The organism is Nesterenkonia maliinae (genome assembly GCF_051262655.1).
GTDB lineage: Bacteria > Actinomycetota > Actinomycetes > Actinomycetales > Micrococcaceae > Nesterenkonia.
This window is the reverse complement of record NZ_JBIMEY010000002.1, coordinates 406,441-428,455: the sequence shown is the minus strand read 5'-3', so window position 1 is coordinate 428,455 and position 22,015 is coordinate 406,441. Positions and strand designations below refer to the sequence as shown.

At 69.0% G+C, this 22,015-nt stretch carries 18 protein-coding genes and 1 riboswitch; of the genes, 5 read left to right on the top strand and 13 right to left on the bottom strand.

Features of this window, described 5'->3' with window-relative positions:
* Positions 1-6: 6 nt before the first annotated feature.
* Positions 7-357 carry a GntR family transcriptional regulator gene (locus ACHAA4_RS06460; RefSeq protein WP_435773367.1) on the bottom strand — a complete coding sequence of 117 codons (351 nt, stop codon included), beginning with the start codon at positions 355-357 and terminating at the stop codon, positions 7-9.
* Positions 358-581: 224 nt separating this feature from the next.
* On the opposite strand from ACHAA4_RS06460, the gene ACHAA4_RS06455 reads away from it, so the two are divergent.
* Positions 582-1,397, top strand: a complete 816-nt coding sequence (locus ACHAA4_RS06455; protein ID WP_435773366.1) for an HAD-IIA family hydrolase — start codon at positions 582-584, stop codon at positions 1,395-1,397.
* Between the two features lie 98 nt (positions 1,398-1,495).
* On the opposite strand, the gene ACHAA4_RS06450 is transcribed toward ACHAA4_RS06455, so the two are convergent.
* Entirely contained in the window at positions 1,496-4,099 is a 2,604-nt protein-coding gene (locus tag ACHAA4_RS06450) for an MMPL family transporter (RefSeq protein WP_435773365.1), read from the bottom strand.
* An 81-nt stretch (positions 4,100-4,180) separates the two neighbouring features.
* On the bottom strand, positions 4,181-4,816 hold the full coding sequence (locus tag ACHAA4_RS06445; protein WP_435773364.1) for a TetR/AcrR family transcriptional regulator: 636 nt from the start codon (positions 4,814-4,816) through the stop codon (positions 4,181-4,183).
* A gap of 76 nt (positions 4,817-4,892) precedes the next feature.
* On the opposite strand from ACHAA4_RS06445, the gene ACHAA4_RS06440 reads away from it, so the two are divergent.
* Positions 4,893-6,596, top strand: coding sequence for an anthranilate synthase component I family protein (locus ACHAA4_RS06440; RefSeq protein ID WP_435773363.1), 1,704 nt, complete (start codon positions 4,893-4,895; stop codon positions 6,594-6,596).
* Here ACHAA4_RS06440 and ACHAA4_RS06435 read toward each other — a convergent pair.
* Together ACHAA4_RS06435 and cls are read right to left on the bottom strand one after the other, a co-directional pair.
* On the bottom strand, positions 6,586-7,467 hold the full coding sequence (locus ACHAA4_RS06435) for a hypothetical protein (RefSeq protein WP_435773362.1): 882 nt from the start codon (positions 7,465-7,467) through the stop codon (positions 6,586-6,588). The genes ACHAA4_RS06440 and ACHAA4_RS06435 overlap by 11 nt on opposite strands.
* A 93-nt stretch (positions 7,468-7,560) precedes the next feature.
* On the bottom strand, positions 7,561-9,051 hold the full coding sequence (gene cls, locus ACHAA4_RS06430) for a cardiolipin synthase (RefSeq protein WP_435773361.1): 1,491 nt from the start codon (positions 9,049-9,051) through the stop codon (positions 7,561-7,563).
* A 90-nt stretch (positions 9,052-9,141) separates the two neighbouring features.
* Between cls and ACHAA4_RS06425 the strand changes: the two genes are divergently transcribed.
* Entirely contained in the window at positions 9,142-10,098 is a 957-nt protein-coding gene (locus ACHAA4_RS06425; RefSeq protein ID WP_435773360.1) for an aminodeoxychorismate lyase, read from the top strand.
* A gap of 42 nt (positions 10,099-10,140) precedes the next feature.
* On the opposite strand, the gene ACHAA4_RS06420 is transcribed toward ACHAA4_RS06425, so the two are convergent.
* Both ACHAA4_RS06420 and ACHAA4_RS06415 read right to left on the bottom strand, forming a co-directional pair.
* Complete coding sequence (locus ACHAA4_RS06420; protein WP_435773359.1) at positions 10,141-10,965, bottom strand: carbon-nitrogen hydrolase family protein; 825 nt, start codon at positions 10,963-10,965, stop codon at positions 10,141-10,143.
* A 3-nt stretch (positions 10,966-10,968) separates the two neighbouring features.
* Complete coding sequence (locus tag ACHAA4_RS06415) at positions 10,969-11,238, bottom strand: DUF4235 domain-containing protein (RefSeq protein ID WP_435773358.1); 270 nt, start codon at positions 11,236-11,238, stop codon at positions 10,969-10,971.
* A gap of 56 nt (positions 11,239-11,294) precedes the next feature.
* A riboswitch (TPP riboswitch) is annotated at positions 11,295-11,441 on the top strand.
* A gap of 71 nt (positions 11,442-11,512) precedes the next feature.
* On the opposite strand from ACHAA4_RS06415, the gene ACHAA4_RS06410 reads away from it, so the two are divergent.
* Together ACHAA4_RS06410 and ACHAA4_RS06405 are read left to right on the top strand one after the other, a co-directional pair.
* On the top strand, positions 11,513-12,178 hold the full coding sequence (locus ACHAA4_RS06410; protein WP_435773357.1) for an ECF transporter S component: 666 nt from the start codon (positions 11,513-11,515) through the stop codon (positions 12,176-12,178).
* A 16-nt stretch (positions 12,179-12,194) separates the two neighbouring features.
* Entirely contained in the window at positions 12,195-14,666 is a 2,472-nt protein-coding gene (locus tag ACHAA4_RS06405; RefSeq protein ID WP_435773460.1) for an ATP-binding cassette domain-containing protein, read from the top strand.
* 68 nt (positions 14,667-14,734) lie between these two features.
* Here the strand turns inward: ACHAA4_RS06405 and mnhG are convergent, their stop codons facing one another.
* The 6 genes from mnhG to ACHAA4_RS06375 are packed head-to-tail and all read right to left on the bottom strand — an operon-like array spanning position 14,735 to position 21,985.
* Positions 14,735-15,121: a monovalent cation/H(+) antiporter subunit G gene (mnhG, locus tag ACHAA4_RS06400; protein WP_435773356.1), complete on the bottom strand. Its 387-nt coding sequence runs from the start codon at positions 15,119-15,121 to the stop codon at positions 14,735-14,737.
* A complete protein-coding gene (locus ACHAA4_RS06395) occupies positions 15,114-15,677 on the bottom strand; it encodes an MrpF/PhaF family protein (protein ID WP_435773355.1) in 564 nt (187 codons plus the stop codon). The genes mnhG and ACHAA4_RS06395 overlap by 8 nt, the downstream gene beginning before the upstream one ends.
* On the bottom strand, positions 15,677-16,399 hold the full coding sequence (locus ACHAA4_RS06390) for a Na+/H+ antiporter subunit E (protein ID WP_435773354.1): 723 nt from the start codon (positions 16,397-16,399) through the stop codon (positions 15,677-15,679). Before ACHAA4_RS06390 ends, ACHAA4_RS06395 begins: the two co-directional genes overlap by 1 nt.
* The gene (locus ACHAA4_RS06385; protein ID WP_435773353.1) at positions 16,399-18,129 is read right to left on the bottom strand and encodes a Na+/H+ antiporter subunit D; all 1,731 of its coding nucleotides are present in this window, start codon (positions 18,127-18,129) and stop codon (positions 16,399-16,401) included. Before ACHAA4_RS06385 ends, ACHAA4_RS06390 begins: the two co-directional genes overlap by 1 nt.
* Complete coding sequence (locus tag ACHAA4_RS06380) at positions 18,129-18,914, bottom strand: Na(+)/H(+) antiporter subunit C (RefSeq protein ID WP_435773352.1); 786 nt, start codon at positions 18,912-18,914, stop codon at positions 18,129-18,131. The genes ACHAA4_RS06385 and ACHAA4_RS06380 overlap by 1 nt, the downstream gene beginning before the upstream one ends.
* The gene (locus tag ACHAA4_RS06375; RefSeq protein WP_435773351.1) at positions 18,911-21,985 is read right to left on the bottom strand and encodes a Na+/H+ antiporter subunit A; all 3,075 of its coding nucleotides are present in this window, start codon (positions 21,983-21,985) and stop codon (positions 18,911-18,913) included. The genes ACHAA4_RS06380 and ACHAA4_RS06375 overlap by 4 nt, the downstream gene beginning before the upstream one ends.
* Positions 21,986-22,015 lie beyond the last annotated feature (30 nt).

Here is a 22,015-nt window from a genome sequence, read left to right as displayed (position 1 = left end):
CGCCGTTCACGCCCGGGAGCGGAGCATCTCGATGATGGTGTCCACCGAGAGCCCGACGGCGCGAGCCTCAGTGATGATGGGATCGAGGTAGTGCGCGGCGAACTGCTGCCTGCGCTGCGCGGTGAGGATCTCCCGGGCGCCGGGCGCCACGAACATGCCCAGACCCCTGCGCTTGAGAAGGATCCCGCGGTCCACCAGCAGGTTGATCCCCTTGGCGGCTGTGGCGGGATTGATCCGATGGAAGCTGGCGAGCTCATTGGTCGATGGGGCGCGCTCGCCTTCAGCCAGGGAGCCGTCCAGGACGGAGGCCTCCAGCTGTTCGGCGATCTGCACAAAGAGTGCGCGGCCCTCTTCCACGAACCGTCCACCTTTCTTCGAAGACTCATCAGCATACCGAGTCCACTACCTTGATGGTTAATTACTCTACTAATGAACCATAGGGGTTTGGACGCGTCAAGAGCTGCCGAGCTCGAGGCGATCGGTCCCAGGCCTGTGGGCAGAGGGTCGCTGCGCCGCCATGTGCCCGAGGTCCCAGGGCCGAGTTCTGGTAGGCCCACAGCCGAAGGGCATAGGATCAGACCATGAACGGTGAGAACATCGAATGCTGGCTGACCGATATGGACGGCGTGCTCGTCCGCGAGCAGGAGGCGCTTCCCGGCGCCGCGGAGCTGCTGGAGCAATGGCGGCGCAAAGATCTCCCCTACCTGGTGCTGACCAACAACTCGATCTTCACCGCTCGCGATCTCAGTGCCCGGCTGCGCAACTCCGGACTGGTGGTGCCCGAGGAGCGGATCTGGACCTCGGCCCTTGCCACCGCCACCTTCCTGGCGAACCAGGTCGACCCGGAGGCCAATGCGCAGGGCAGCTGCTATGTCATCGGCGAAGCCGGGCTGACCACCGCGATCCACGCCGCGGGCTTCATCATGACCGAGACCAACCCTGACTATGTGGTCGTGGGCGAGACGCGGAACTACAGCTTCGAGGCGATCACCAAGGCGCTTCGGCTGATCAACAACGGTGCACGGTTCATCCTCACCAACCCCGACGCGACCGGCCCCAGCCCCGAAGGCGTGATGCCCGCCACCGGCGCCATCGCCTCCCTGATCACCAAGGCCACCGGCCGGGTGCCCTATGTGGTGGGCAAGCCCAACCCGATGATGTTCCGCTCGGCCCTGAACCACCTCGGCGCCCACTCCATGGAGACCGCCATGATCGGGGACCGGATGGACACCGACATCGTGGCCGGCATGGAGGCCGGGATGCACACCATCCTGGTGATGACCGGGCTCTCCAGCCGGGCCAGCGTCGCGGACTTCCCGTTCCGCCCCAACCAGATCATCGACGGCGTCTATGAGCTGCTCGACGACCCGGTCGATCAGGACGACGACACTCAGTAGCACCAAGACCTCGCAGGACCGGCACTCAGCGCGGTGATGACACAGAGACGCCCGGCACCTTCAAGCGGTGTCGGGCGTCTCTGTGCTTACCGGGGGGATCAGCGCGTGCGCACCGGCTCCGCCCGGGGAGCCAGCGACTCGGTCCCGTCGGCGGAGCGTGAAGAGTCGCTCACGACCTCCCGCTCCAACTGAGCACCCTCGACGTCCACGTCAGGGATGAGGCGATCCATCCACTTCGGCAGCCACCAGGCGGCAGGACCGGCCAGGTGAAGCAGCGCGGGCACCAGCAGCAGCCGGACCACGAAGGCGTCCAGCAGCACACCCACGGAGAGACCCAGCCCCATCGAGGCGATCATCGGGTCATCGGTGAAGACGAACCCGGCGAAGACCGAGGCCATGATCAGCGCCGCGGCGGTGACCACCGAGCGCCCAGCGTGGAGACCCTGGCGCACGGCAAGCCGCGGCGCGGAGCCGTGGGCGTAGGCCTCGCGCATCCCGGAGGCGGTGAAGAGCTGATAGTCCATGGCCAGTCCGAAGAGGATGCCGACCATCAGCACCGGCAGGAAGGTCAGCACCGGACCGGGTGTCGTGACGCCGAAGATGTCGCTGAACCAGCCCCACTGGAACACCGCGACGACGATGCCCACGGCCGCGGCGAAGGACCCGACGAAGCCGAGGGTCGCGATCACCGGGAGCAGGATCGAGCGGAACACCATGATCATCAGCAGCAGCGAGAGCCCGATGACCAGGGCCAGGTAGAGCGGCAGCGCATCGGAGATCACGTCTGACATGTCGATCTGAGCGGCCGTCATGCCCGCCACGGAGAGCTCGACATCGGCCGCATCCGTACCCGCAAGCGGGTTGCCCTCGCGGAACTCATGCACCAGGTTCTCGGTGGACTCGGCGGCCGGACCCTCTTCGGGGATGATCTGGAAGACGCCGAGGGTGTTGTCCTCGTTGAGCGCGGCCGGCACTGCTGCGGCGATGTTCTCGTTCTCCAGCAGCGAGGTGCCGATCTCGATCTGGTAATCCTGCGCCTGGGTGTCGTCCAGCCCGGAGGGCAGGTCGGCGAGGACCAGGAGCGGTCCGTTGACGCCCTGGCCGAAGGCGTCCTCGGTGGCGGCATAGGCCTGGTAGGAGGCCGAATCTTCGGCGTTGGAGCTGGCATCCGGGAGCCCCAGGCGCAGGTCGAAGGTCGGGATGGAGAGCACACCCAGACCGATGAGCGCGACCGCGGCGATGCCGATCGCCTTGCCGTGACCCATCGGAGTCGTGATCTCCTTGGCGCGCCGATCGCCGATGTGGCGACGTTCCTTGCGGCCCAGGATCTTGGGGCCCACCAGTGAGAGCAGCGCCGGAGTCATGGTGACCGCAAGGAGCACCGAGATGGCCACGCAGGCTGCGGCGACGGTCCCCATGAGTGCCAGGAACGGCAGACCCGTGACGTTGAGCGCCAGCAGAGCGATCACCACGGTGGCGCCGGCGAAGACCACGGCGTTGCCTGCCGTGCCGGTGGCCAGGGCGATCGACTTGTGGACCGCCATGCCATCCTTCAGCTGCCGGCGATGCCGGTGGATGATGAACAGCGCGTAGTCGATGCCCACGGCGAGCCCCAGCATCAGACCAAGGATCGGAGTCATGGACATCATGTCGACGACGCCCGAGAACGCCATCGCGCCGGCGACGCCGACTCCGACGCCGATCAGGGCATTGAGCAGCGGGAGTCCTGCGCCGATGAGCGTGCCGAGCATGATCAGCAGCACGGCGGCGGCGATCATCAGACCGATCAGCTCGGCCACGGAGAAGAGATGGGGAAGCTCGAAGTCGAGGTCACCGCCGGGGAGCGCCTCGACGCCGTCGATCTCTGCGCCGGTGATGGCTTCAGAGACGGTGGAGAGGTCCTCGGTGCCGATGCTCTCCATCGGTTCGGTGAAGTTGAGCATCAGGACAGCGACGTCGCCGTCGTCGGAGACGACCTGGGCGCCGGAGGAGAGTTCCAGGAGAGCAGCGCCGCGCTCCAGCTCCTCGGCGGCCTCGGTGAGCTCGTCCGCGCCGGCGTTCAGCTCCTCCTCACCGGACTCCAGCTCCTGCTGCGCAGCCTCGAGCTCGGCGCGGCCGGCGTCGAGCTCCGCCTGCTGGGCGTCGAACTGGGCCACGGCGGCGTCGTAGATGCCCTGTTCCTGAGCCTCGGCGATGGCCGCATCGAGCTGCTCCTGGCCCTCGTCGATCTGCTCCAACCCGGACTCGATCTCCTCGCGACCGGCCTCCAGCTCCTCGCGGTTGGTGTCGATCTCCTCGCGACCGGATTCCAGCTCCTCCTCACCGGAGGAGATATCGCTGCGCGCGTCGGCGATCTGATCTTCGGTGGCGAAGGGGTCGGTGACGCTGCTGACGATGTCGTCGGACTCGAGCTCCTCGATGAACTCGGCGACCTGATCCTCCTGCGCCTGGGTGAACGGCTCGCCGTCGTCGGTGCGGATGATCGCCGAGGCGTTGCCGCCGCCGGAATCCGGCATCTCCTCGGCCAGACGATCTGCGACCGCTGTGGTCTCCAGGTCAGGCAGGGTGATCTGATCCGTCAGCTGTCCGCCGAAGGCGAGGAAGGAGCTGACGGCGAGGGCGAGCATGGCGAACCAGGCTGCGACGACGGTCTTGGCTCGGCGCGCAGAGAGGAGGCCGAGGCGATAAAGGAGCTTTGCCATGACACGATCATAAACGGAACGCCGCGTCTCGAAATTCATCGAGGACTCTATGACGCCTCGATGTGACCAAGCTCATGGCACTCAGCTGCGGGACGCGCCAGCCTCGGGGCGCAGAAGTCCCGTCACAACGACGTCGACGAGGCTCTCCGACCAGCTCAGGCTCGGCGCGGAGCCGATGAGCATCCGGAAGATCAGCGGGTCCCCGATCGCCGAGGCGGCCGCGGAGATGTCGACTCCGTCCCGCAGCTCGCCGGCTCGCTCGGCTTCGCGAAGCCGCTCGGCCAGCAGACCGTGGTCCCACATGCTGGCCTGCTGCAGCAGCCGCTCGGTCCCGGGATCGCACTGGAGTCCCGCCACCACGAGGCTGCGCGCCATCCCGACGTGGGTGTCGCGGAAGGCCTCGACGAGCATGCCGCGGATCCAGGTCAGGCAGTCTGCGCGCAGGTCGCCGGTGGAGGGCATGGGCACCAGCTCGATCTCGGCGTCGCCGGTGAGCATCACCTCCAGCACCACGGCGGCCTTGGACTTCCACCAGCGATAGATGGTCTGCTTGCTCACCCCCGCCTCGGAGGCGATGGCCTCCACCGTGAGCTCCTCGTAGGAGCTCACCCGGAGCAGCCGGGTCGTGGCGTCCAGGACCGCCTGGTGGGACACTTCGCTGCGCGGACGCCCCCGTCGCGGTTCTGCGGTGTCGGACCGCTGTGCCTCAGATGCCATGGGCGACATCGTAGCGCGCCGAGTCGGTCCCGGGCCTGTGTCATCCTTGATCCATGACCGCTGCATCAGGGACTCCATGAGGACTGCGTCCACCGGCCGGCAGAGCCTCGGAGAGCATCAGGTCCGCGACACCGAGGACCTTGCCGCGCGGCTCTTCACGGTCCTGAGCGATCAGCTACCAGGAGTCCCGGCCGCGCTGCTGGACAGCAGCGACCACGCCCGGACCGATCAGCCCTCGCGCAGCGCGCAGAGCATCTTGGCGTTCTCCTTCGGCGACCTGGCGGCCACGGTGGCCCACCGCAGAGGCTGGACGAGCACGACCACGCCCGCAGGGACCACCGAGCGCCGACAGCCGTTCTTCAGCTGGCTGGCCGAGAACTGGACCACGCCCGCCGACCAGAACTCCGCAGACCGGAACTCCGGCCTCCCGAATCCCGGCGTCCAGCATCCCGACGTCGCGAACCCCGGCGTCCAGAGCGACAGGGAGCAGGAGCCGGACCGGACCCTGCACGACACCCCGCGGTTCGCACTCGGCTGGGTCGGATGGCTGGGCTATGAGCTCAAGCGGGAGGCCGGCGCGGCGGAGGCAGACGACACGGCGGAGGCGGACGACGCGGTGCCTGGGCCGAGCGGCCTGCCCGCCCAGGAGGCCAGTCTCTTCCGTGCCACACATGCCGTGGTCATCCACCATCGTTCAGGAGAGCTGGAGCTCCAGTGCCTGGACCCGGCAGCGGAGTCGAACTGGGAGGACCAGGTGATCGGCGCGCTGGAGCAGGCGACGCCGGAAGGGTCCACCGAGGGCCGGGCAGGGGCACGTGAGGCAGGGAGAGGGGGCGCTGCAGGGAGCGCTCCAGCTGGGGCTGGGGCTGCTGGCGCTGGAGTCCTTCGCCACGAGTCGATCCTGCAAGAGGTGCTGGTCCGGGATTCGCGCAGCGCGTATCTCGCGGCGATCGAGGAGGCCAAGCGGGAGATCACCGCGGGCAACAGCTACGAGATCTGCCTGACCACTGCGGTCACCGGCACGCTGGCACCGGGCCGGGCACGCGGCGTCGACCTCTTCGCTGTGCTTCGTGCCCGCAATCGCGCTCCCTTCACCGCATTTCTGAGCATCGGCGGGACCGAGATCCTCTCCACCTCGCCCGAACGGTTCCTCAGCGTCAGCGCGGGCGGCACGGTGCGGTCGGAGCCGATCAAGGGAACCAGGCCTCGGGGTGCCAGCGCCGCGGCCGACCGCGCCCTGTTCGAGGATCTGCGCACTCACCCCAAGGATCGGGCGGAGAACGTGATGATCGCGGACCTGGTCCGCAACGACCTCTCGATCCACGCCGTCCCGGGCAGCCTGCGCACCGAGCGACTCTGCGCAGTGGAGACCTACCCCAGCGTGTACCAGCTGGTCTCCACGGTCAGCGCCCGGATCCCCGCCGAGATCTCGCGGGCCCGGGTCGTCGCCGACGCCTTTCCGCCCGGGTCGATGACCGGAGCACCGAAGATCTCCACGATGGACATCCTGCAGCGGCTGGAGACCGGAGCGCGCGGGCCCTATTCGGGGGTGGCGGGGTACTTCAGCGCGAACGGCGCCGCGGACCTGGCGGTGCTGATCCGCACCGCGGTGCTGACCGGAGACGGCGATGCCCGACAGTTCCACCTGGGCCTGGGCGGCGCGATCACCGCGGATTCCGACCCTGCTGAGGAGTGGCAGGAGATCCACACGAAGTCGCGCGGCGTGCTCGAGGCGCTCGGGGCGAGGTTCCCGGACGCGGCGGCCGGTGCTAGTCGGTGACCTGGTGATCGAAGGTGGCGAGCTTGTCCGCCTGGCGCTCCACGATCGCGTCGAACGTCTCGGCGTCCATGTTCGCGGCGCTGACCATCAACAGGTGCCTGCCGTAGTCCACGCTCGCTGAGAAGCCGAGGACCTCCACCATGGACTCGCCGTCGTGGACCTCCATGTTCAGCTCCAGGCCGCGGAAATCATGGTTCTCGAAGGCCTCGAAGTTCACCGAGTCGGTCTCCCCCTGAAGCGGCTCTGCGGTGCAGGCCTCGGTGACCCGGTCCCAGACAGCGCCTGAGTTCGGTGGTTCCTGAAGGCCGAGCATCCAGACGTAGAGGCTTTCGGTCCGATCGGCGAGCTCGTGCTGGTACTCCTGGACCACGCCGAGCTCAGGGCTCTCCCCGACGAGGTCCGCATTGATCCGGTCCATCGCGGATGCGCATTCACCCTCGCCGAAGCTCTCGGTGTACACGTCCGCAGCCGCGCCCAGCTGGTCCTCGAAGAAGTCCAGTCCGGTGAGTGTGGAGTGGCTGTCCGGGGTGAAGGGGAGCTCTGACGCGGTGAGCAGGATCTCCGCGATCTCGGGCTCGGTCAGCAGCTCCTCGGACTCAGGCGCGGGTGACTCTTCGGCGGCGTCGTCATCCTGGCTGCTGCCGTGAGGGCCGGAGGCGTCCTGGCCGGCGTCGTCCTGGGGCTCGCCTGCCTCCGCGCTCTGCGACTGGAGCTCGCTCACCGACGCCGCGTCCTGCGGCGGACCCGCGTCCTCGGCGTCTGCGGAACAGGCCGTGGCCGCCAGCGTCACCGCGGCCACGACGCCGAGCAGAGCCGATGCCCGGGCCCCGGAGGGCGCGCTTCGGCGAGCCGTCGAACGCAGTCCGCTCATGTTTCCTCAGGTCTCATCGGCGCAGGGTGGAGAGGTGCCGTCAGGGGCTCCGGCATCCTGGGCAGAGAGTATATAGGCTCCTCAGATGTGGCTCTACTGCAGCCCGGAGGTGAGCCGGAAGGTGTTGTCCAGGTAGCGCACGTGCCAGGGCCGGCGTGCCCACTCCTGGAGGTCCAACTCGGTGGAGAGCCGCAGGTAGTCGACGAAGACCGCTTCGATCTCGGCAACCTTGCTGACATCGACGATCATCAGCGTGACCTCCAGGTTCAGCGAGAACGACCGCATGTCCATGTTCGATGAGCCCAGGACCGCGACGTGGTCATCGATGATCATGAACTTCGCGTGCAGCACATCGGGATCCGGGTAGCGGAAGATCCGCACCCCGGCCTCGAGCAGGATCTGGTAGTACGACTGCTGGGCATGCTGGACGGTGAACTGATCAGCCTTCTTCGAGACCAGGACCTGCACCTCGACGTCGCGGTGCGCGGCATTGGTCAAGGCATAGAGCAGCGAATCGTCGGGGACCAGGTACGGGGTGGAGATGATGATCCGGTCGGTGGCCTGGTAGATCAGGTCGTTGAAGAGCCTCAGGTTGTTCTCGTCCGGGAAGCCCGGACCGGAGGGGACGACCTGGACCAGCGACCCTCCCGAGGAGGCTTCATCGGCCTCGAGGTCCACAAGCAGCTTCTCGCCGAGGTTCTCATTCGTCTCGGCGTACCAGTCCGAGGCGAAGACGATGTCGAGCCCGGTCACGGCCGGGCCGGTGAGCACCACGTTGAGCTCCACCCAGCGTCGGCCCATCCGCACCGCCGCGGGTCGCTGGTAGTGCGGCTCGATCAGGTTCGTGGATCCGGTCAGGGCGGTGATCCCGTCGATCACCACGATCTTGCGGTGGTTGCGCAGGTCGAGCCGGGAGAAGCGACGGCGCAGCGGGCGGATCGGCAGCACTCGGTGCCACTCGATCTTGGAATGGCGCAGCCGCCGCTTGAGCCGGCGGTAGCCCCTGACCCGGGCGGTGCCGAGGTGGTCATAGAGGAAGCGCACCTTGACGCCGCGATCGGCCGCGCGCTCCATGGCATCGAGGACCGGACCGGTGTATTCGGGGTCGTCGCCGACGATGTAGAAGAGCACGTGGACGTACTCCCGCGCCTCATCGATCTGATCCACCAGCCAGGTGAAGGAGGCCTTGTAGTCAGTGATCAGCGTGAGCTGGTTCCCCTCCTGGATGGGGAACGCGCCGAGGTTGCGGTTGAGCACCGCGGTGGCGCTGAGCTGCTCATGCTCGCGCAGCTGGTCCGAGAGCTCCATCTGACTGGTGGCCTCCAACAGCGCCGCGTTCATCCGGCGCTGCCGCTCCTGCCGCCGGGCCGAGAGCTTGCTCCTGCCCAAGAGCAGAAACAGCGGAAGCCCGATCGCAGGGATGAAGAAGATCGCCAGCAGCCAGGCCATCGCCGTGTTGGGACGGCGGTTCGAGGGGATGATGCCGATCACGGCGACCCGTACGCCGATCTCGAACACGAGGATGCTCAGGAAGATCCCCTGCGGCAGGTCGTCGAGCCCCAACCCGCTGAATGGCCACAGCAATGCGTCCCCTCCCGATCCTTCCGAGACAGCCTACTGGGTCGGCCGCGGTCGATCGCCCCTGGCGGGCCATGCAGGGGCTAGGCTGTAGCCATGGCTGAGCACTTTCGTGATGACTCTGTGGCCGCCGTCGCCGTACGGATCGACGCCGAACACCCCAATGGAGCGGTCTTCGACCCGCACCAGCCCCAGCTGCGGATCACCGATCTCGGTGCCATCCGCGGGGACGGGATCTTTGAGACGATGTACGCCGTCAATGGGACGCCGCGGAAGCTCGACGCGCACCTTGCCCGGCTGCGTCGCTCCGCCGGCATCCTCGACATCGGCATCCCTCCGGCAGACTCCTGGGAGGCCGCCGTCGGGCTGGGTCTCGAGGAATACCGCGCCCGGGGCGGAGTGCCCGAGGAGCTGGCGGTGAAGCTCGTGGCGACCCGCGGGGTGGAGAACGAGCCCGCCTCCGAGGACCCGGCCTTCGCCGGCACGTACTGGCTGATGCTGACCCCGGTCGCGGAGAGCATGCGGGCCAACCGCGGCAAGCCGCTGGCCGTGACGCTGCTGGACCGCGGCTATGACTCCACCGCCGCCGAGCGCGCTCCCTGGCTGGTGCTCGGTGCGAAGACGCTGAGCTACGCGGTGAACATGGCGGCGCTGCGCCACGCCGACGCGGGCGGGTTCGACGACGTCATCTTCACCACCTCCGACGGCCAGGTGCTCGAGGGCCCCACCTCCACGGTGCTGATCGCCAAGGCGGGGGCCGAGGGCGAGCCGCCGATGCTGATCACCCCGGTGCTGGAGACCGGCATCCTTCCGGGCACCACGCAGGGCGCGATCTTCACCGCCGCGGAGCGGGCGGGGTGGAAGCTCGGCTACGGTCCGCTCACCCCGGAGGACCTCTACGCCGCAGACCACGTGTGGCTGCTGTCCTCGGTGCGGCTGGCCGCCCCGGTGAACCGGATCGACGAGCACGAGCTCGCCGTGAACCCAGAGCTCACCGGGCAGCTGAACAGCTTCCTGGATCAGGACCTTCCGGTCAACCACCCGGTGGACTGAGCGCCCGACGCCGGTCCAGGCGACCGCATGCGCCCGCCGGCTCTAGAGCTGGCGGGCGTTCTGCAAGACCGGGACCAGCTGCCGGGTCTGGCTGACCACGTCGGGGTCCACGTCGGCGAGCAGCAGCTCGGGTGCGCCGCCGGCCTCCTGCAGGGGCACTCCCAGCGGGGAGACGATCATCGAGTGACCCACCCCGGTGGGCGCTCCCTGCACCGAGTCCACGCCGGCCGCGACCGGATCTGCCTGCCCGCAGGCAAGGATGTACTGGGTGGAGTCGAGCGCCCTGGCCTGGGCGAGCAGCCGCCACTGTTCCAGCTTGCCCTCTCCCGCGCCCCATGAGGCGGGAACCAGGGTCACGTGGGCGCCGGAGCGCGCGTGAGCGGTGAACAGGTTCGGGAAGCGGATGTCGTAACAGGTGGCCAGACCGAAGGTGACGCCGTCGAGGACGAACTGCGCCGGGCTGCGGCCGGGCTGGACGCCGTCGGACTCCTTGAAGCCGAAGGCGTCGTAGAGGTGGATCTTGTCGTAGGCGACGTCGATCTCCTCGTCGGGGCCGGCCGGGCCCACCGCGAGCAGGGTGTTGACCACGCGCGGGCGGCCGTCGCTGCTGGGCACCCCGGGGGTGAACATCCCGGCGACGATCACGATCTGAAGTTCCCGCGCCAGGGCGCGGACGGCCTCGGCCCAGGGTCCGGTGACCGGTTCCGCCACCGGGGGCAGCGGGTGGCCGAAGGCTCGCTGGGTCGCCTCGGGGAAGACGACGACGCGCGCACCGGCCTGTGCGGCGCGGGCGGCGTAGTCGCGGATCAGCTCGAGGTTGGCCTCAGGGTCCGGGCCGGTGGTGATCTGAGCGGCAGCGATGCGCATCGATCAGACCTCCGTGCGATCTCCGAGCTTGTTGCGGAACTTCTTCACCGTGGAGCTCGCGCCCCGCTGGGAAAGCACCTGCACGGCCGCAGAGACGGCCGCGGAGCCGATGGAGAAGGCGAGCGCGCGCTTGAGCGTCATCTCGTCGTTGGCCACGCGCGGTGCATCATCACCGGTGGTCTTCTTCCACACGAAGTCGAAGACGCGGGTGGCGACGAAGCCGCCGGCCAGTGAGATGCCAAGGGCCATGCCCTTGTCCAGAAGCTTGTCCACAGTGTTCTCCTCAGGGGTGGGTCGGTGTCCTGGTGTTACTCTAGTGCACGTCATTTGAGACACGACAGGGGAGCGCCCCTCGACGGAGGAACCCGGCTGAGAAGCCACGATTCCGTCGGCAGGGCGCTGAGAGTGGGCTGAAGGCCCAGACCCTCGCACCTGATCAGGTTAGGACCTGCGAAGGAAGTCGAGAATCTTCACTCGGATGCTCCAGCCTCGGCTCGAGCCTCCCTCCTGCGTGCTTTTGGTCCACCCTCACACCGGGAGAAGCATCATGAGCAGCAGAGAACACGCGGTCCGCGCAGGCCGCAGCACGACCGAACACTCCCCCGCCCGATCCTGGCGCTGGTCGGTCTCCGACATCGTGGTCGCCTCGGTGCTCGCGGTCGCCTCCGGGGTCATCTTCTGGGGCTGGAACCTCAGCTACCACCTGATCGGCAACCTCTTCGTCTTCTACCCGCCGGTGGAGACCCTGGTGCACGGGATGTGGCTGTTCCCGGCCGTCCTGGGCGCCCTGGTCATCCGCAAGCCCGGCGCCGCGATCTACTGCGAGATGGTCGCCGCGGCGGTCTCGGCGCTGCTCGGCTCGCAGTGGGGGCTGACCGTGCTCTCCTCCGGCTTCATGCAGGGCCTCGGCGCCGAGCTGATCTTCCTGGCGGTCGCCTACCGCCGGTTCTCGCTGGAGTTCGCGATGCTCGCCGGTGCCGCCTCCGGGCTCACCGGAGGCATCACCTATCACTGGATCGTGCCGATGTATGCCTATGCCCCGACGGAGACGATCATCCATATCGCCTGCTTCGCGCTCTCCGGAGCGATCATCGCCGGGGTGCTCCCCTGGCTCGCCACCCGCGGGCTGGCGGCGGCCTCGGTGCTGGGACCGCTGGCGTCCCGGCGCGCGCACCGGGAGCCGCGGCTGAGCCTCGGCCGTTCACGTGGGTGACCGCCCGGGCCGACGTGTGCACGACCCCGATCTCGATGAGCGGCAGCTGACTCCCCGCGCGCGCGGAGTCGCCGTCGCCGCGCAGGGCTGGTCCTGGACCCATGCTGAGCGCGAACGTCCCGCGGTGCAGGGATTGGACCTGCAGATCGCTCCCGGGGAGAAGGTGCTCCTCGCGGGCCCTTCGGGGGCGGGGAAGTCCACCCTGCTCCACGCCCTGGCGGCGGTGCTCCACGACGACGAGGCAGAGGTCCACGGCCAGCTCCTGCTCGACGGGGTCGCACCCGATCAGGCCCGCGGCCGGGCAGGACTGATGCAGCAGGACCCGGAGTCCCAGGTGGTGCTCTCGCGGATCGGCGACGACGTGGCCTTCGCCGCGGAGAACCTGGCGGTCCCGCGGGAACAGATCTGGGGGCGGGTCCAGATCGCACTCGATGACGTCGGCCTGGAGGGATTCGCGCTGGACCATCCCAGCTCGAAGCTCTCGGGAGGACAGAAGCAGCGTCTGGCCCTGGCTGGGATCCTGGCGATGCGCCCAGGCCTGCTGCTGCTCGACGAACCCACCGCGAACCTGGACCCCGAGGGTCTGTGGCAGGTCCGTGACGCGGTGCTCGCCGCCGCCGAGGCCACCGGTGCCACGGTCATCGTGGTGGAGCATCGACTCGAGGTCTGGGCCGAGCACATGGACACCCTGCTCGTGCTCGAGACCGGGGGCGGAATCCGGCGGCGCGGCCGCGCTGCCGAGATCTTCACCGATGCCGGGCTGCGCGAGGAGCTCAGCCAGATGGGACTCTGGGTGCCCGGTCGCGACCCGCTTGAGGGGCTGCCGGAGTGGCGGCGCGGATCGCCGAGGGGCGCTAGCTCAGACGGTGATGGCCCCGGTGGTGATGGCGCCGGGGGAAGCGCGGCCGCGCCTTCGACGGCGCCGCTGCTGCTCGCCGAGGGTCTCGCGGTCGGGCGCCACTCCCCCCAGGCCGGTTGGCGACGCGCCGCGCCCGCCCCGCCGACCCTCACCGACCTCGATCTGGTGATCCGCCGTGGTCAGACCCTGGGCATCACCGGTGCGAACGGCGCAGGAAAGTCCACGCTGCTGCTCACCCTCGCGGGGCTGCTGCCCGCGCACGCCGGCGGGGTCTCCGCGACACCTGAGCTCACCGGCACGCTGCTGGGCGGCGAGCTGCTGGCCCAGGACCCCCACCAGTGGCGCTCGGCAGACCTGGTGGCCCGGATCGGGATGGTCTTCCAGGAGCCGGAGCACCAGTTCGTGTGCAGCACCGTGCGCGAGGAGCTCGCCCTGGGCGCCGAACAGGCCAGGACCCCCGGCACCACAGACCGGATGTTCTCCGAGGAGCAGGTCGAGGAGCGCGTCTGCCGACTGCTGGATCGGCTCGGACTCAGCGAGCTCGCCGACGCCAACCCGTTCACCCTCTCGGGCGGGGAGAAGCGCCGGCTCTCGGTGGGCACCGTGCTCTCGGCGGGGCCCGAGGTGCTGATGCTGGATGAGCCCACCTTCGGTCAGGACGCCCGCACCTTCGGCGAGCTCATCTCGCTGCTGCGCGAGCATCTGGACTCCGGGGGCACGGTGCTGGCGGTCACGCACGACGCGGCCTTCCTGCGCGGGCTCGATGCCGAGGAGCTCAAGATCCAGGCCGCGCAACGGCCTGCCCCGGACACTGCAGGGGAGTCGCCGACTCCGGGCGGGGAGCTCTTCGGAACTGCGCGCTCGTTGTCCTGGCTGGGTCAGCGCAACGCGCTGGCCAAGCTCATCGCGGTCTTCCTGATCACCGCGGCGCTGGTGATGACCATCGACGCGGTGAGCTCCGGCGTCGTCATCCTCGCCAGCTTCGCGCTGCTGCCGCTGGCCGGGATCCGGCCGGCGGTGTTCCTGCGGCGGATCTGGCCCTTCGCGGCGGGCGCGGTGGTGGCGGCCTGGGGCACAGCGATCGCGGCGGAGGAGTCTGGCCGGGTGGTCGCTGACCTGGGGTTCACCACGATCAGCGAGGGGTCGATCGCGCTGGGCCTCGCGCTGGGCGCGCGCGCCTTCGCGATCGTGCTGCCCTCGGTGATCGTCTTCTCCACCACGGATCCGACCGACCTGGCCGACTCCCTGGCGCAGCAGCTGCGGCTGCCTGCGCGGTTCGTGCTCGGGGCGCTGGCGGCGATGCGTCTGCTCGGCCTGCTGGCCGAGCACTGGACGACGATCGGTCATGCCCGCCGGGCCCGCGGGGTGGGCGCCCACGGCGGGTTCGCGGCCCGCATGCGCAGCACCGCCTCACAGGCCTTCGGGCTGCTGGTCCAGGCCATCCGGATGGCGACCAGGCTCGCGGTGACCATGGAGTCTCGCGGCTTCGGCGCTGGTCCGCGCAGCTGGGCCCGTCCGTCCCGGTTCAGCGCGGCCGATCTGCCGGTGATCCTGGGCGGCGCGGCGATCGGAGCGCTGGCGGTGGGCGCGGCGATCCTGAGCGGAGCCTGGAACTTCGTCTGGACCTGAGCCGGGCTGTTCGCCGCGCGGAGTGCGCCGGCGGGGCAGAAGGCTGGTCAGCTGCGGGAGAGGGCTGGTCAGCCGCGGGAGGGCGGGATGTCGCGGCTGATCCGCTCCACCGCGCTGGCGAGCTCGTCATGGGTGAGCAGATCCCTGCGCATGTGTTTGGTGCGGTAGCCGGAGCGGCCCACCACATGCGCGCTGACCGGGGCCGTGAGCAGCTGCAGACCCCAGGCGAGCAGCACGATGGCCACCCATTCCCAGGACCGCCAGGTGATCGCCGCGGCGAGCAGCAGCGAGAGCAGGCCGAGCACCTGCGGCTTGGTCGCGGCGTGCATCCGGGAGTGCAGGTCAGGCAGCCGGACCAGGCCGACGCCGGCGGCCAGGGACATCAGCCCGCCGATCACCAGCAGCACCGAGGCCACGGCGTCGAGGATCAGGTCCGCATCGAGCGAGTCAAGCATCGCGATCCTCCTGGTTCTGCTTCTGGGCAGCCGGGGGTGCGGCTGTGTCGGCGTCCGCCTCGGGGGCTGCCGGCGGTGCGTCGTCGTGGCGGCGCGGGGTGAACCCTGATCGGGCCAGGGCGGAGAACCAGGAGGTGGACTCGTCCTCCTGAACCTCCAGTCCGGGCATCCTCGGGGTGTCCACCGGATCGTGGGGCGCCTCGGGCTCGTTCTCCGCCGCGGCGCCGGGGATGGCCGGGGCCACCGGCGGGGTCGGGTAGGGGTCCTGCTCCGAAGTCTCGACGGCGACCTCCTCGGGAGAGCGCACGACCACATAGCGTGCGATGGCCACGGCGCCGAGGAAGCCGATCACGGCGGTGATCACGACGAACAGGATGAAGTCCTGATGGTCGTTGACCACCATGTCCACGATCATCATCGAGGCCACGATGATGAGCATGACGTCGAGGCTGATCACCCGGTCCAGCACGGAGGGCCCCCGGTAGATGCGGTAGACGCTGCCGACCGCGCCGAGCGCGAGCAGAACCTGGGTGATGTGCACGGCGATCTCCAGCATCAGTCCTCCACCTCCTCGATCGTGACCCGCTCGGGCGAGCCGGCGCTGGCGGCGTCATCGGCACGCTCCGGCGTCTGCCCGGCGGCGCGCTCGGCGGCCCGATCGGCTCGGCTGGGACCGCCGTCGTGGTGGATGAACGGGGTCTCCCGCTCGGTCTTGGAGAATCCAGACATCCGGCCCAGTCGCTTCTCCGCCTTGACCACTGCCACATCCGAGCGGTTGCCGGAGGTGAGGATCAGCAGCGCCTCGGTCTTCAACGCGTCCTGGCGGATCTTCTCCGCATCCTCATCGGACTTCACGTCGAGGGTGTGCAGGTAGAGCGTCGCAGTCGTGCGGTCGACGTCGAGGACCAGGGATCCCGGCACGAGCGCGAGCGCGTGCCCGGTGAGGGTCACGATCAGGTCGTCGTGGCTGCGCAGCTGGACCGAGATGATCGAGTTCCGCACCCGCGGACCCACGACGATGGAGATCCAGGAGACCTGGAAGGAGGCGGCGATCATCTTGCCCAGGAAGCGCACGGTGAACACGAGTCCCCACCACGGGTTCAGCCGGCCGCTGCCACGCAGCGGCGGCAGGTAGAACACCCGGACGATGATCGTGGCGTAGACGACCCCGATGATGAACGTGCCGAGGGTGAAGTCCTGCCAGATGGCCATCCAGAAGAAGCCCAGGAAGGCGATCAGCGGCAGCTCCAGCTTCAGCGGAGTCTTGGGTCTCTTCATCACTGATCATCCCCGTCCGTGATCTCCGGGACGACGTCGGCCTCTTCATCGTCAGGCTGCAGAGAGGTCTCCACCGGGGCGTGCTCGGCCGCCCCGCCGTCGCCGGTCTCATAGTCGATCAGGAAGGTGGCGGCGAACTCCTCGAGCTCATCGCGCACGCCTTCGGTCCGCTCGGGACCGAAGACGGCTTCCAGGTAGGGGGTGCGCTCATACATGTCCTGCGCGGCGGCGCGGGAGAAGTCCATCAGCGGCCCGGCGAAGACGCTGAAGGCCAGCGACATCGCCACCAGGGCTGCGGTGGGCGCCACCATGGACATCGGCAGGTAGCGCTTGTTCGCCGCCCGGGAGTGGGCCAGCGTCTTGGACATCAGCTGGCGCTCGGGGGTCTCGTCGGCGTCCTCGGGCTTGCGCCAGAAGCCGCGGGTCCAGATCCTCGCCACCGCCATCAGGGTCAGCAGGGAGGTCAGCACCGAGGCGATCACCAGGGTCCAGGTGATCCAGGTGTTCTCGGCGATCCCGCCCTGGAGCATGCCCAGCTTGCCGACGAATCCGGAGAACGGCGGGATGCCGGCCAGGTTCATCGCTGGGATGAAGAACAGCAGGCCCAGCACCGGGGAGATCTTCGCCAGCCCGCCCAGGCGCAGCACGTTCGAGGTGCCGGAGCGACGTTCGATCAGCCCGGTCACCAGGAACAGGGTGGTCTGAATGGTGATGTGGTGGGCCACGTAGTAGATCGTGGCGGCCATGCCGATGATGGAGCTCAGCGCGAGGCCGAAGACCAGATAGCCGATATGGCTGATCAGGGTGAAGGAGAGCATCCGCTTGATGTCCGCCTGGGCCAGCGCGCCCAGGATGCCCACCAGCATGGTCAGTGCCGCCACGATCATCAGCGCGGTGTTGATCCGCTCTCCCGGGAACAGCAGCGTCTCGGTCCGGATGATGGCGTAGATGCCGACCTTGGTGAGCAGGCCGGCGAAGACCGCGGTGACCGGGGCCGGTGCCGTGGGATAGGAGTCTGGGAGCCAGAAGGCCAGCGGGAAGACCGCCGCCTTGATGCCGAAGGCCACCAGCAGCATCACATGGAGCGTCAGCTGCATGCTGGGGTCGAGGTCGCCGAGCTTCAGCGCGAGATCAGCCATGTTCACCGTGCCGGTGGCGGCGTAGATCATGCCGATCGTGATCAGGAAGAGCATCGAGGAGATGATCGAGACCACCACGTAGGTGACGCCCGCACGGATCCGGGATTCGCCCCCGCCCAGGGTCAGCAGCACGTAGGAGGCGGTCAGGAAGATCTCGAAGCCCACGTAGAGGTTGAACAGGTCCCCGGCGAGGAAGGCGTTGGAGACGCCGGCGACCAGGATCAGATAGGTGGGGTAGAAGATCGACACCGGTCCGGAGTCGTCCTTCTCCTCGGCGGCGCCCTGACCCACCGCGTAGAGCAGCACGCACAGGGTGATGATCGAGGAGACCACGAGCATCAGCGCCGCGAACCGGTCGATCACCATGACGATGCCGAAGGGCGCGGGCCAGCCCGCCAGGTGGATGGCATGGGCACCGCCGTTCCAGACCTGGCTCAACAGCGTGACCTCGAGGATCACCGTGAGCACCAGCGCGCCGATGGTGATCGCGCGCTGGGCCGACTTGTTGCGATAGAAGGCGAAGGCGAAGCCCGCGCCGAAGAACGGGATCAGCACGGCCAGCGGGGTGAAGCTGAGGAATTCGGTGTTCATCAGCGCTGGCCTCCTTCGGTCGGGCCGGGGCCGTCACGGGGATCAAGTTCCGTGGCGTCAGCGGCGTCGGGGTCGGCGGGGTCAGGGGCGTCTGGTTCGGCGGTGGGGTCGGCGTCGGGGTCAACGGGCGGCTTCCTGCGCGGTCCCTCGGCGCGACCGGCGCCGATGGTGACGTCGAGCTGATCCGGGTGCACCCCGGCCCGGGCGTCGGCCTGCGTCCACGCCTCATCGGTGCCCTGGACGTCTCCGGTGCCGCGCACCGCATCGGTCTCGTCCACGGTGTCCGCCGGAGCCACAGTGCCCGCCGGGGCCACGGAGTCTGACCCGCGGCGCGGGTTCAGCAGCTGCGCGCCCGAGGAGTCGGTGTCATCGGCGAACTCGGTGGTCTCGGTCGCGAGCTCCGCGTCCTCTTCGGTGTCATGGACGTTGGCGTAGGAGGCGACGCGGCGGTCTTCCTCGTCATCGGCGAGCTCATCCTGGCGGGCCAGCACCCAGGAGCGGTAGATCAGCGCCAGCATGAAGCTGACCAGGGCGAAGGCGATCACGATGGCGGTGAGCAGCAGCGCCTGCGGGAGCGGGTCGAGGTATTCCTCGGCGCCGGTCTGGGGATCGTAGATCGGGGCGAGTCCGGAGCGTCCTGCGGTGTGCAGCAGCAGCAGGTTCACACCGTTGGAGATCAGGATGATGCCGAGCAGCACCCGGGTCAGCGATCGTTCCAGCAGCAGGTAGATGCCGATGGCGAAGAGCGCGCCCATCAGCACCAGCAGGGTCAGGTTCACGGTCATCGGGCCACCCCCGCGGAGGTCTCGCCGTGGATGCCGTGGGCGGTGGTGCTCGCGCGCTGGCCCTCGCGCTCGCTGCGGACATCGATCTCCGAGCCGAGGCTGCGCAGGATGTCCACGATCAGGCCGATGACCACCAGGTAGACGCCGAGGTCGAAGAGGATCGCCGAGACGAAGTGGTGCTCACCGAGGATCGGGAGGGTCAGGTAGAAGTCGAAGGACTGGAAGGCCTGTCCGCCAGCGATCAGCGGGGCCAGACCGGTGAAGCAGGCGATCGCCAGGCCCCAGCCCATCAGCGCCCCGGCGGAGAACGGGATCGCGGCTTCCAGCTCGTAGCGCCCGCCCGCCAGGTAGCGCAGCACGAACGCCAGTCCGGCCAGCAGGCCGCCGGCGAAGCCGCCTCCGGGCAGGTTGTGTCCGGCCAGCAGCAGGTAGAGCGAGATCATGATGATGCCGTGGAACATCAGCCGGGTCACGACCTCGAAGACGATGCTCCGGTGCTCGGGCGCCACGGTGCGTCCGGCCACCAGCCAGGCCTCACGGGCCACGGTGGCGAAGGAGCGGGCGACCCTGATCTCGCGGACCTGGCGCGGGGAGAGCGCCTTGTCCGAGAGCACCCGGCCCACGGTGCCGCTGGGGACCTCGTGGAGCTCGCGGCGCTGCACGTCGCGGCGCTTGACGAAGATCAGCGAGGCGACGCCGGTCGCGGCGGCGGCGAGCACTGTGATCTCCCCGAAGGTGTCCCAGACTCGGATGTCCACCAGCGTGACGTTGACGATGTTGGCGCCCTGGCCGACCTCATAGGCCATCCAGGGGTACTCCAGGGAGATCGGCTCGGCGGTGCGGGCGTTCATCGCCATCACCGTGACCGCCATCATCACCGCGCCGAAGCCGACGCCCAAGGCGGCGCGGCCGAACTTGAACCGGGTGGGGCTCTGCGTCCAGATGCCGGCCGGGAGGCTGCGCAGCGCGAGCACGAAGACCACCAGGACGATCGACTCCACCAGCAGCAGGGTCAGCGCGAGGTCCGGCGCGCCCTGCAGCGCGAAGATCCCGGCGATCCCCCAGCCGCAGAGGGAGACCATCAGCACCGCCATGAAGCGTTTCGGGGCCCAGATCGCGCCGGAGGCTCCGGCCAGGATGACCAGGGCGAGCACCACCTGCAGCGGCTGCTCGGCGATGATGAAGGAGTCCAGCATCGCCCGGTCCGAGACCCCGGCACCGCCGGGGGCGCCGAAGATCACCACGCTGAGCGGGACCAGGGTCGCCACCGCGAGGATGATGAACAGGTACCAGCCCAGGGCGCCGCGCTGGGTGCGGGCGGTCACCCAGGAGGAGAGCATGTCGATCCCGCGCACGGTCGCGCGGTACCCGCGCTCGGCGTCGAACACCGGAGGAACCTTCGTCTGCACACGGGCGAACGGCTCCCGGGCGCGGAAGAGAGCGTAGCCGAGCACCCAGGTCAGCGCCGAGAGCCCGAGCACCGGGGTCAGTCCGTGCCAGAGCGCGAGGTAGGTCGGCTCGACCCCGGGCTGAACCGGGGTGAAGAGTGTGGAGAAGGACTCCACCAGCGCCTGCACCGGCTGCGGGAACAGCGCCAGGGCCACGGTGGCGCCGGCGAGGATCATCGGCGCGGCCAGGAAGGCGCGCGGCACCGGGCCCTTGAACACGATCGGTGCCAGCGCGGCTCCGGAGGATCCGCGCTTGGTGGCGAAGGCGCCCCAGAGGAACCTGGCGGAGTAGGCCACGGTCAGCGCCGAGCCCAGCACCACACCGGCCAGCACCAGCCAGCCCCAGGTCAGCGGTGACCCGTTGCCGGTGGCCTCGGCGTAGCGGAAGAACGACTCGAAGACCACCTCCTTGCCCACGAAGCCGAAGAGCGGCGGCAGGCCAGCCATGGAGGCGGTGCTGATCAGCGCCACGATGAACAGCGGGCGCTGGGTGCGGGCCAGGCCGGAGAGCCGGCGCAGATCACGGGTGCCGGACTGGTGGTCGATGATGCCGACCACCATGAACAGCGCCGCCTTGAACAGCCCGTGGGCCAGCAGCATCGCGAGTCCGGCGAGCGCCGCATCCTCGGTGCCCAGCCCGTTGATCATGATCAGGAAGCCCAGCTGGGAGACCGTGCCGTAGGCGAGCACCAGCTTGATGTCGGTCTGGCGCAGCGCCCGCCAGGCGCCGACCAGCATGGTGAGCAAGCCAAGGCCGAGCACCAGCGGCAGCCAGTAGGTCGATTCGTGGAAGCCCGGCGCGAAGCGGGCCACCAGGTAGACGCCGGCCTTGACCATCGCGGCGGCGTGCAGATAGGCCGAGACCGGGGTCGGGGCGGCCATCGCGGCGGGAAGCCAGAAGTGGAACGGGACCAGGGCCGACTTTGAGAGCGCCCCCAGCAGGACCAGGGCCACCGCGATGTCCACCGCGGTCGCCGTCGCCGGGTCCGACACCAGCTGGGGGGCGGCGGCGAGGATCTCGGAGAGCCGGTAGCTGCCGGTGAGCTGACCCAGCCAGAGCAGCCCCACCAGCATCGCCAGGCCGCCGAAGGTGGTCACCAGCAGCGCCTGGATGGCGGAGCGGCGGGCGTAGATCCGGTGTGCGGAGAAGCCGATCAGCAGGAAGGACAGGATCGTGGTGAGCTCCCAGAACACGAAGAGCACGACCAGATCGTCGGCGAGCACCAGGCCGAGCATCGAGGCGGCGAAGGCGAAGAGCTCCGCGGCGAACGGCCCGGCGGCGCGCTCGGAGGAGGAGAAGTAGCGGGCGCAATAGAGCATCACCAGGGCTCCGACGCCGAGGATCAGCACCGACATGGCCAGCGCGAGCGCATCGATGCGGAACGCGAGCTCCACGCCGAACTGCGGGATCCATTCGATCACTTCGGCCGGCGGCGCGTTGGGCTCGCCGATCCCGGCAGCCTGGTCGGCCTCGAGCACCGCGGGCACGTAGCTGAGGATCGCGACCAGCGCGACCGTCAGGACCGCGGCGAGGAAGAAGAAGGTGCGCCGGCCGAACCGGTGGAACAGGAAGGGGGTCAGGACGCTGATGGAGAACAGCACAGCCAGCATCCCAATGATCATGTACCCCGCTCCTCTCCAGTCACCAGCTCC

Excerpts from the sequence above, each read along its gene's own strand:
- ACHAA4_RS06455 (WP_435773366.1), top strand. The coding sequence starts at position 582 with ATGAACGGTGAGAACATCGAATGCTGGCTGACCGATATGGACGGCGTG.
- ACHAA4_RS06450 (WP_435773365.1), bottom strand. The coding sequence starts at position 4,099 with ATGGCAAAGCTCCTTTATCGCCTCGGCCTCCTCTCTGCGCGCCGAGCC.
- ACHAA4_RS06445 (WP_435773364.1), bottom strand. The coding sequence starts at position 4,816 with ATGGCATCTGAGGCACAGCGGTCCGACACCGCAGAACCGCGACGGGGG.
- ACHAA4_RS06440 (WP_435773363.1), top strand. The coding sequence starts at position 4,893 with ATGAGGACTGCGTCCACCGGCCGGCAGAGCCTCGGAGAGCATCAGGTC.
- ACHAA4_RS06435 (WP_435773362.1), bottom strand. The coding sequence starts at position 7,467 with ATGAGCGGACTGCGTTCGACGGCTCGCCGAAGCGCGCCCTCCGGGGCC.
- ACHAA4_RS06425 (WP_435773360.1), top strand. The coding sequence starts at position 9,142 with ATGGCTGAGCACTTTCGTGATGACTCTGTGGCCGCCGTCGCCGTACGG.
- ACHAA4_RS06420 (WP_435773359.1), bottom strand. The coding sequence starts at position 10,965 with ATGCGCATCGCTGCCGCTCAGATCACCACCGGCCCGGACCCTGAGGCC.
- ACHAA4_RS06410 (WP_435773357.1), top strand. The coding sequence starts at position 11,513 with ATGAGCAGCAGAGAACACGCGGTCCGCGCAGGCCGCAGCACGACCGAA.
- mnhG (WP_435773356.1), bottom strand. The coding sequence starts at position 15,121 with ATGCTTGACTCGCTCGATGCGGACCTGATCCTCGACGCCGTGGCCTCG.
- ACHAA4_RS06395 (WP_435773355.1), bottom strand. The coding sequence starts at position 15,677 with ATGCTGGAGATCGCCGTGCACATCACCCAGGTTCTGCTCGCGCTCGGC.
- ACHAA4_RS06390 (WP_435773354.1), bottom strand. The coding sequence starts at position 16,399 with ATGAAGAGACCCAAGACTCCGCTGAAGCTGGAGCTGCCGCTGATCGCC.
- ACHAA4_RS06385 (WP_435773353.1), bottom strand. The coding sequence starts at position 18,129 with ATGAACACCGAATTCCTCAGCTTCACCCCGCTGGCCGTGCTGATCCCG.
- ACHAA4_RS06380 (WP_435773352.1), bottom strand. The coding sequence starts at position 18,914 with ATGACCGTGAACCTGACCCTGCTGGTGCTGATGGGCGCGCTCTTCGCC.
- ACHAA4_RS06375 (WP_435773351.1), bottom strand. The coding sequence starts at position 21,985 with ATGATCATTGGGATGCTGGCTGTGCTGTTCTCCATCAGCGTCCTGACC.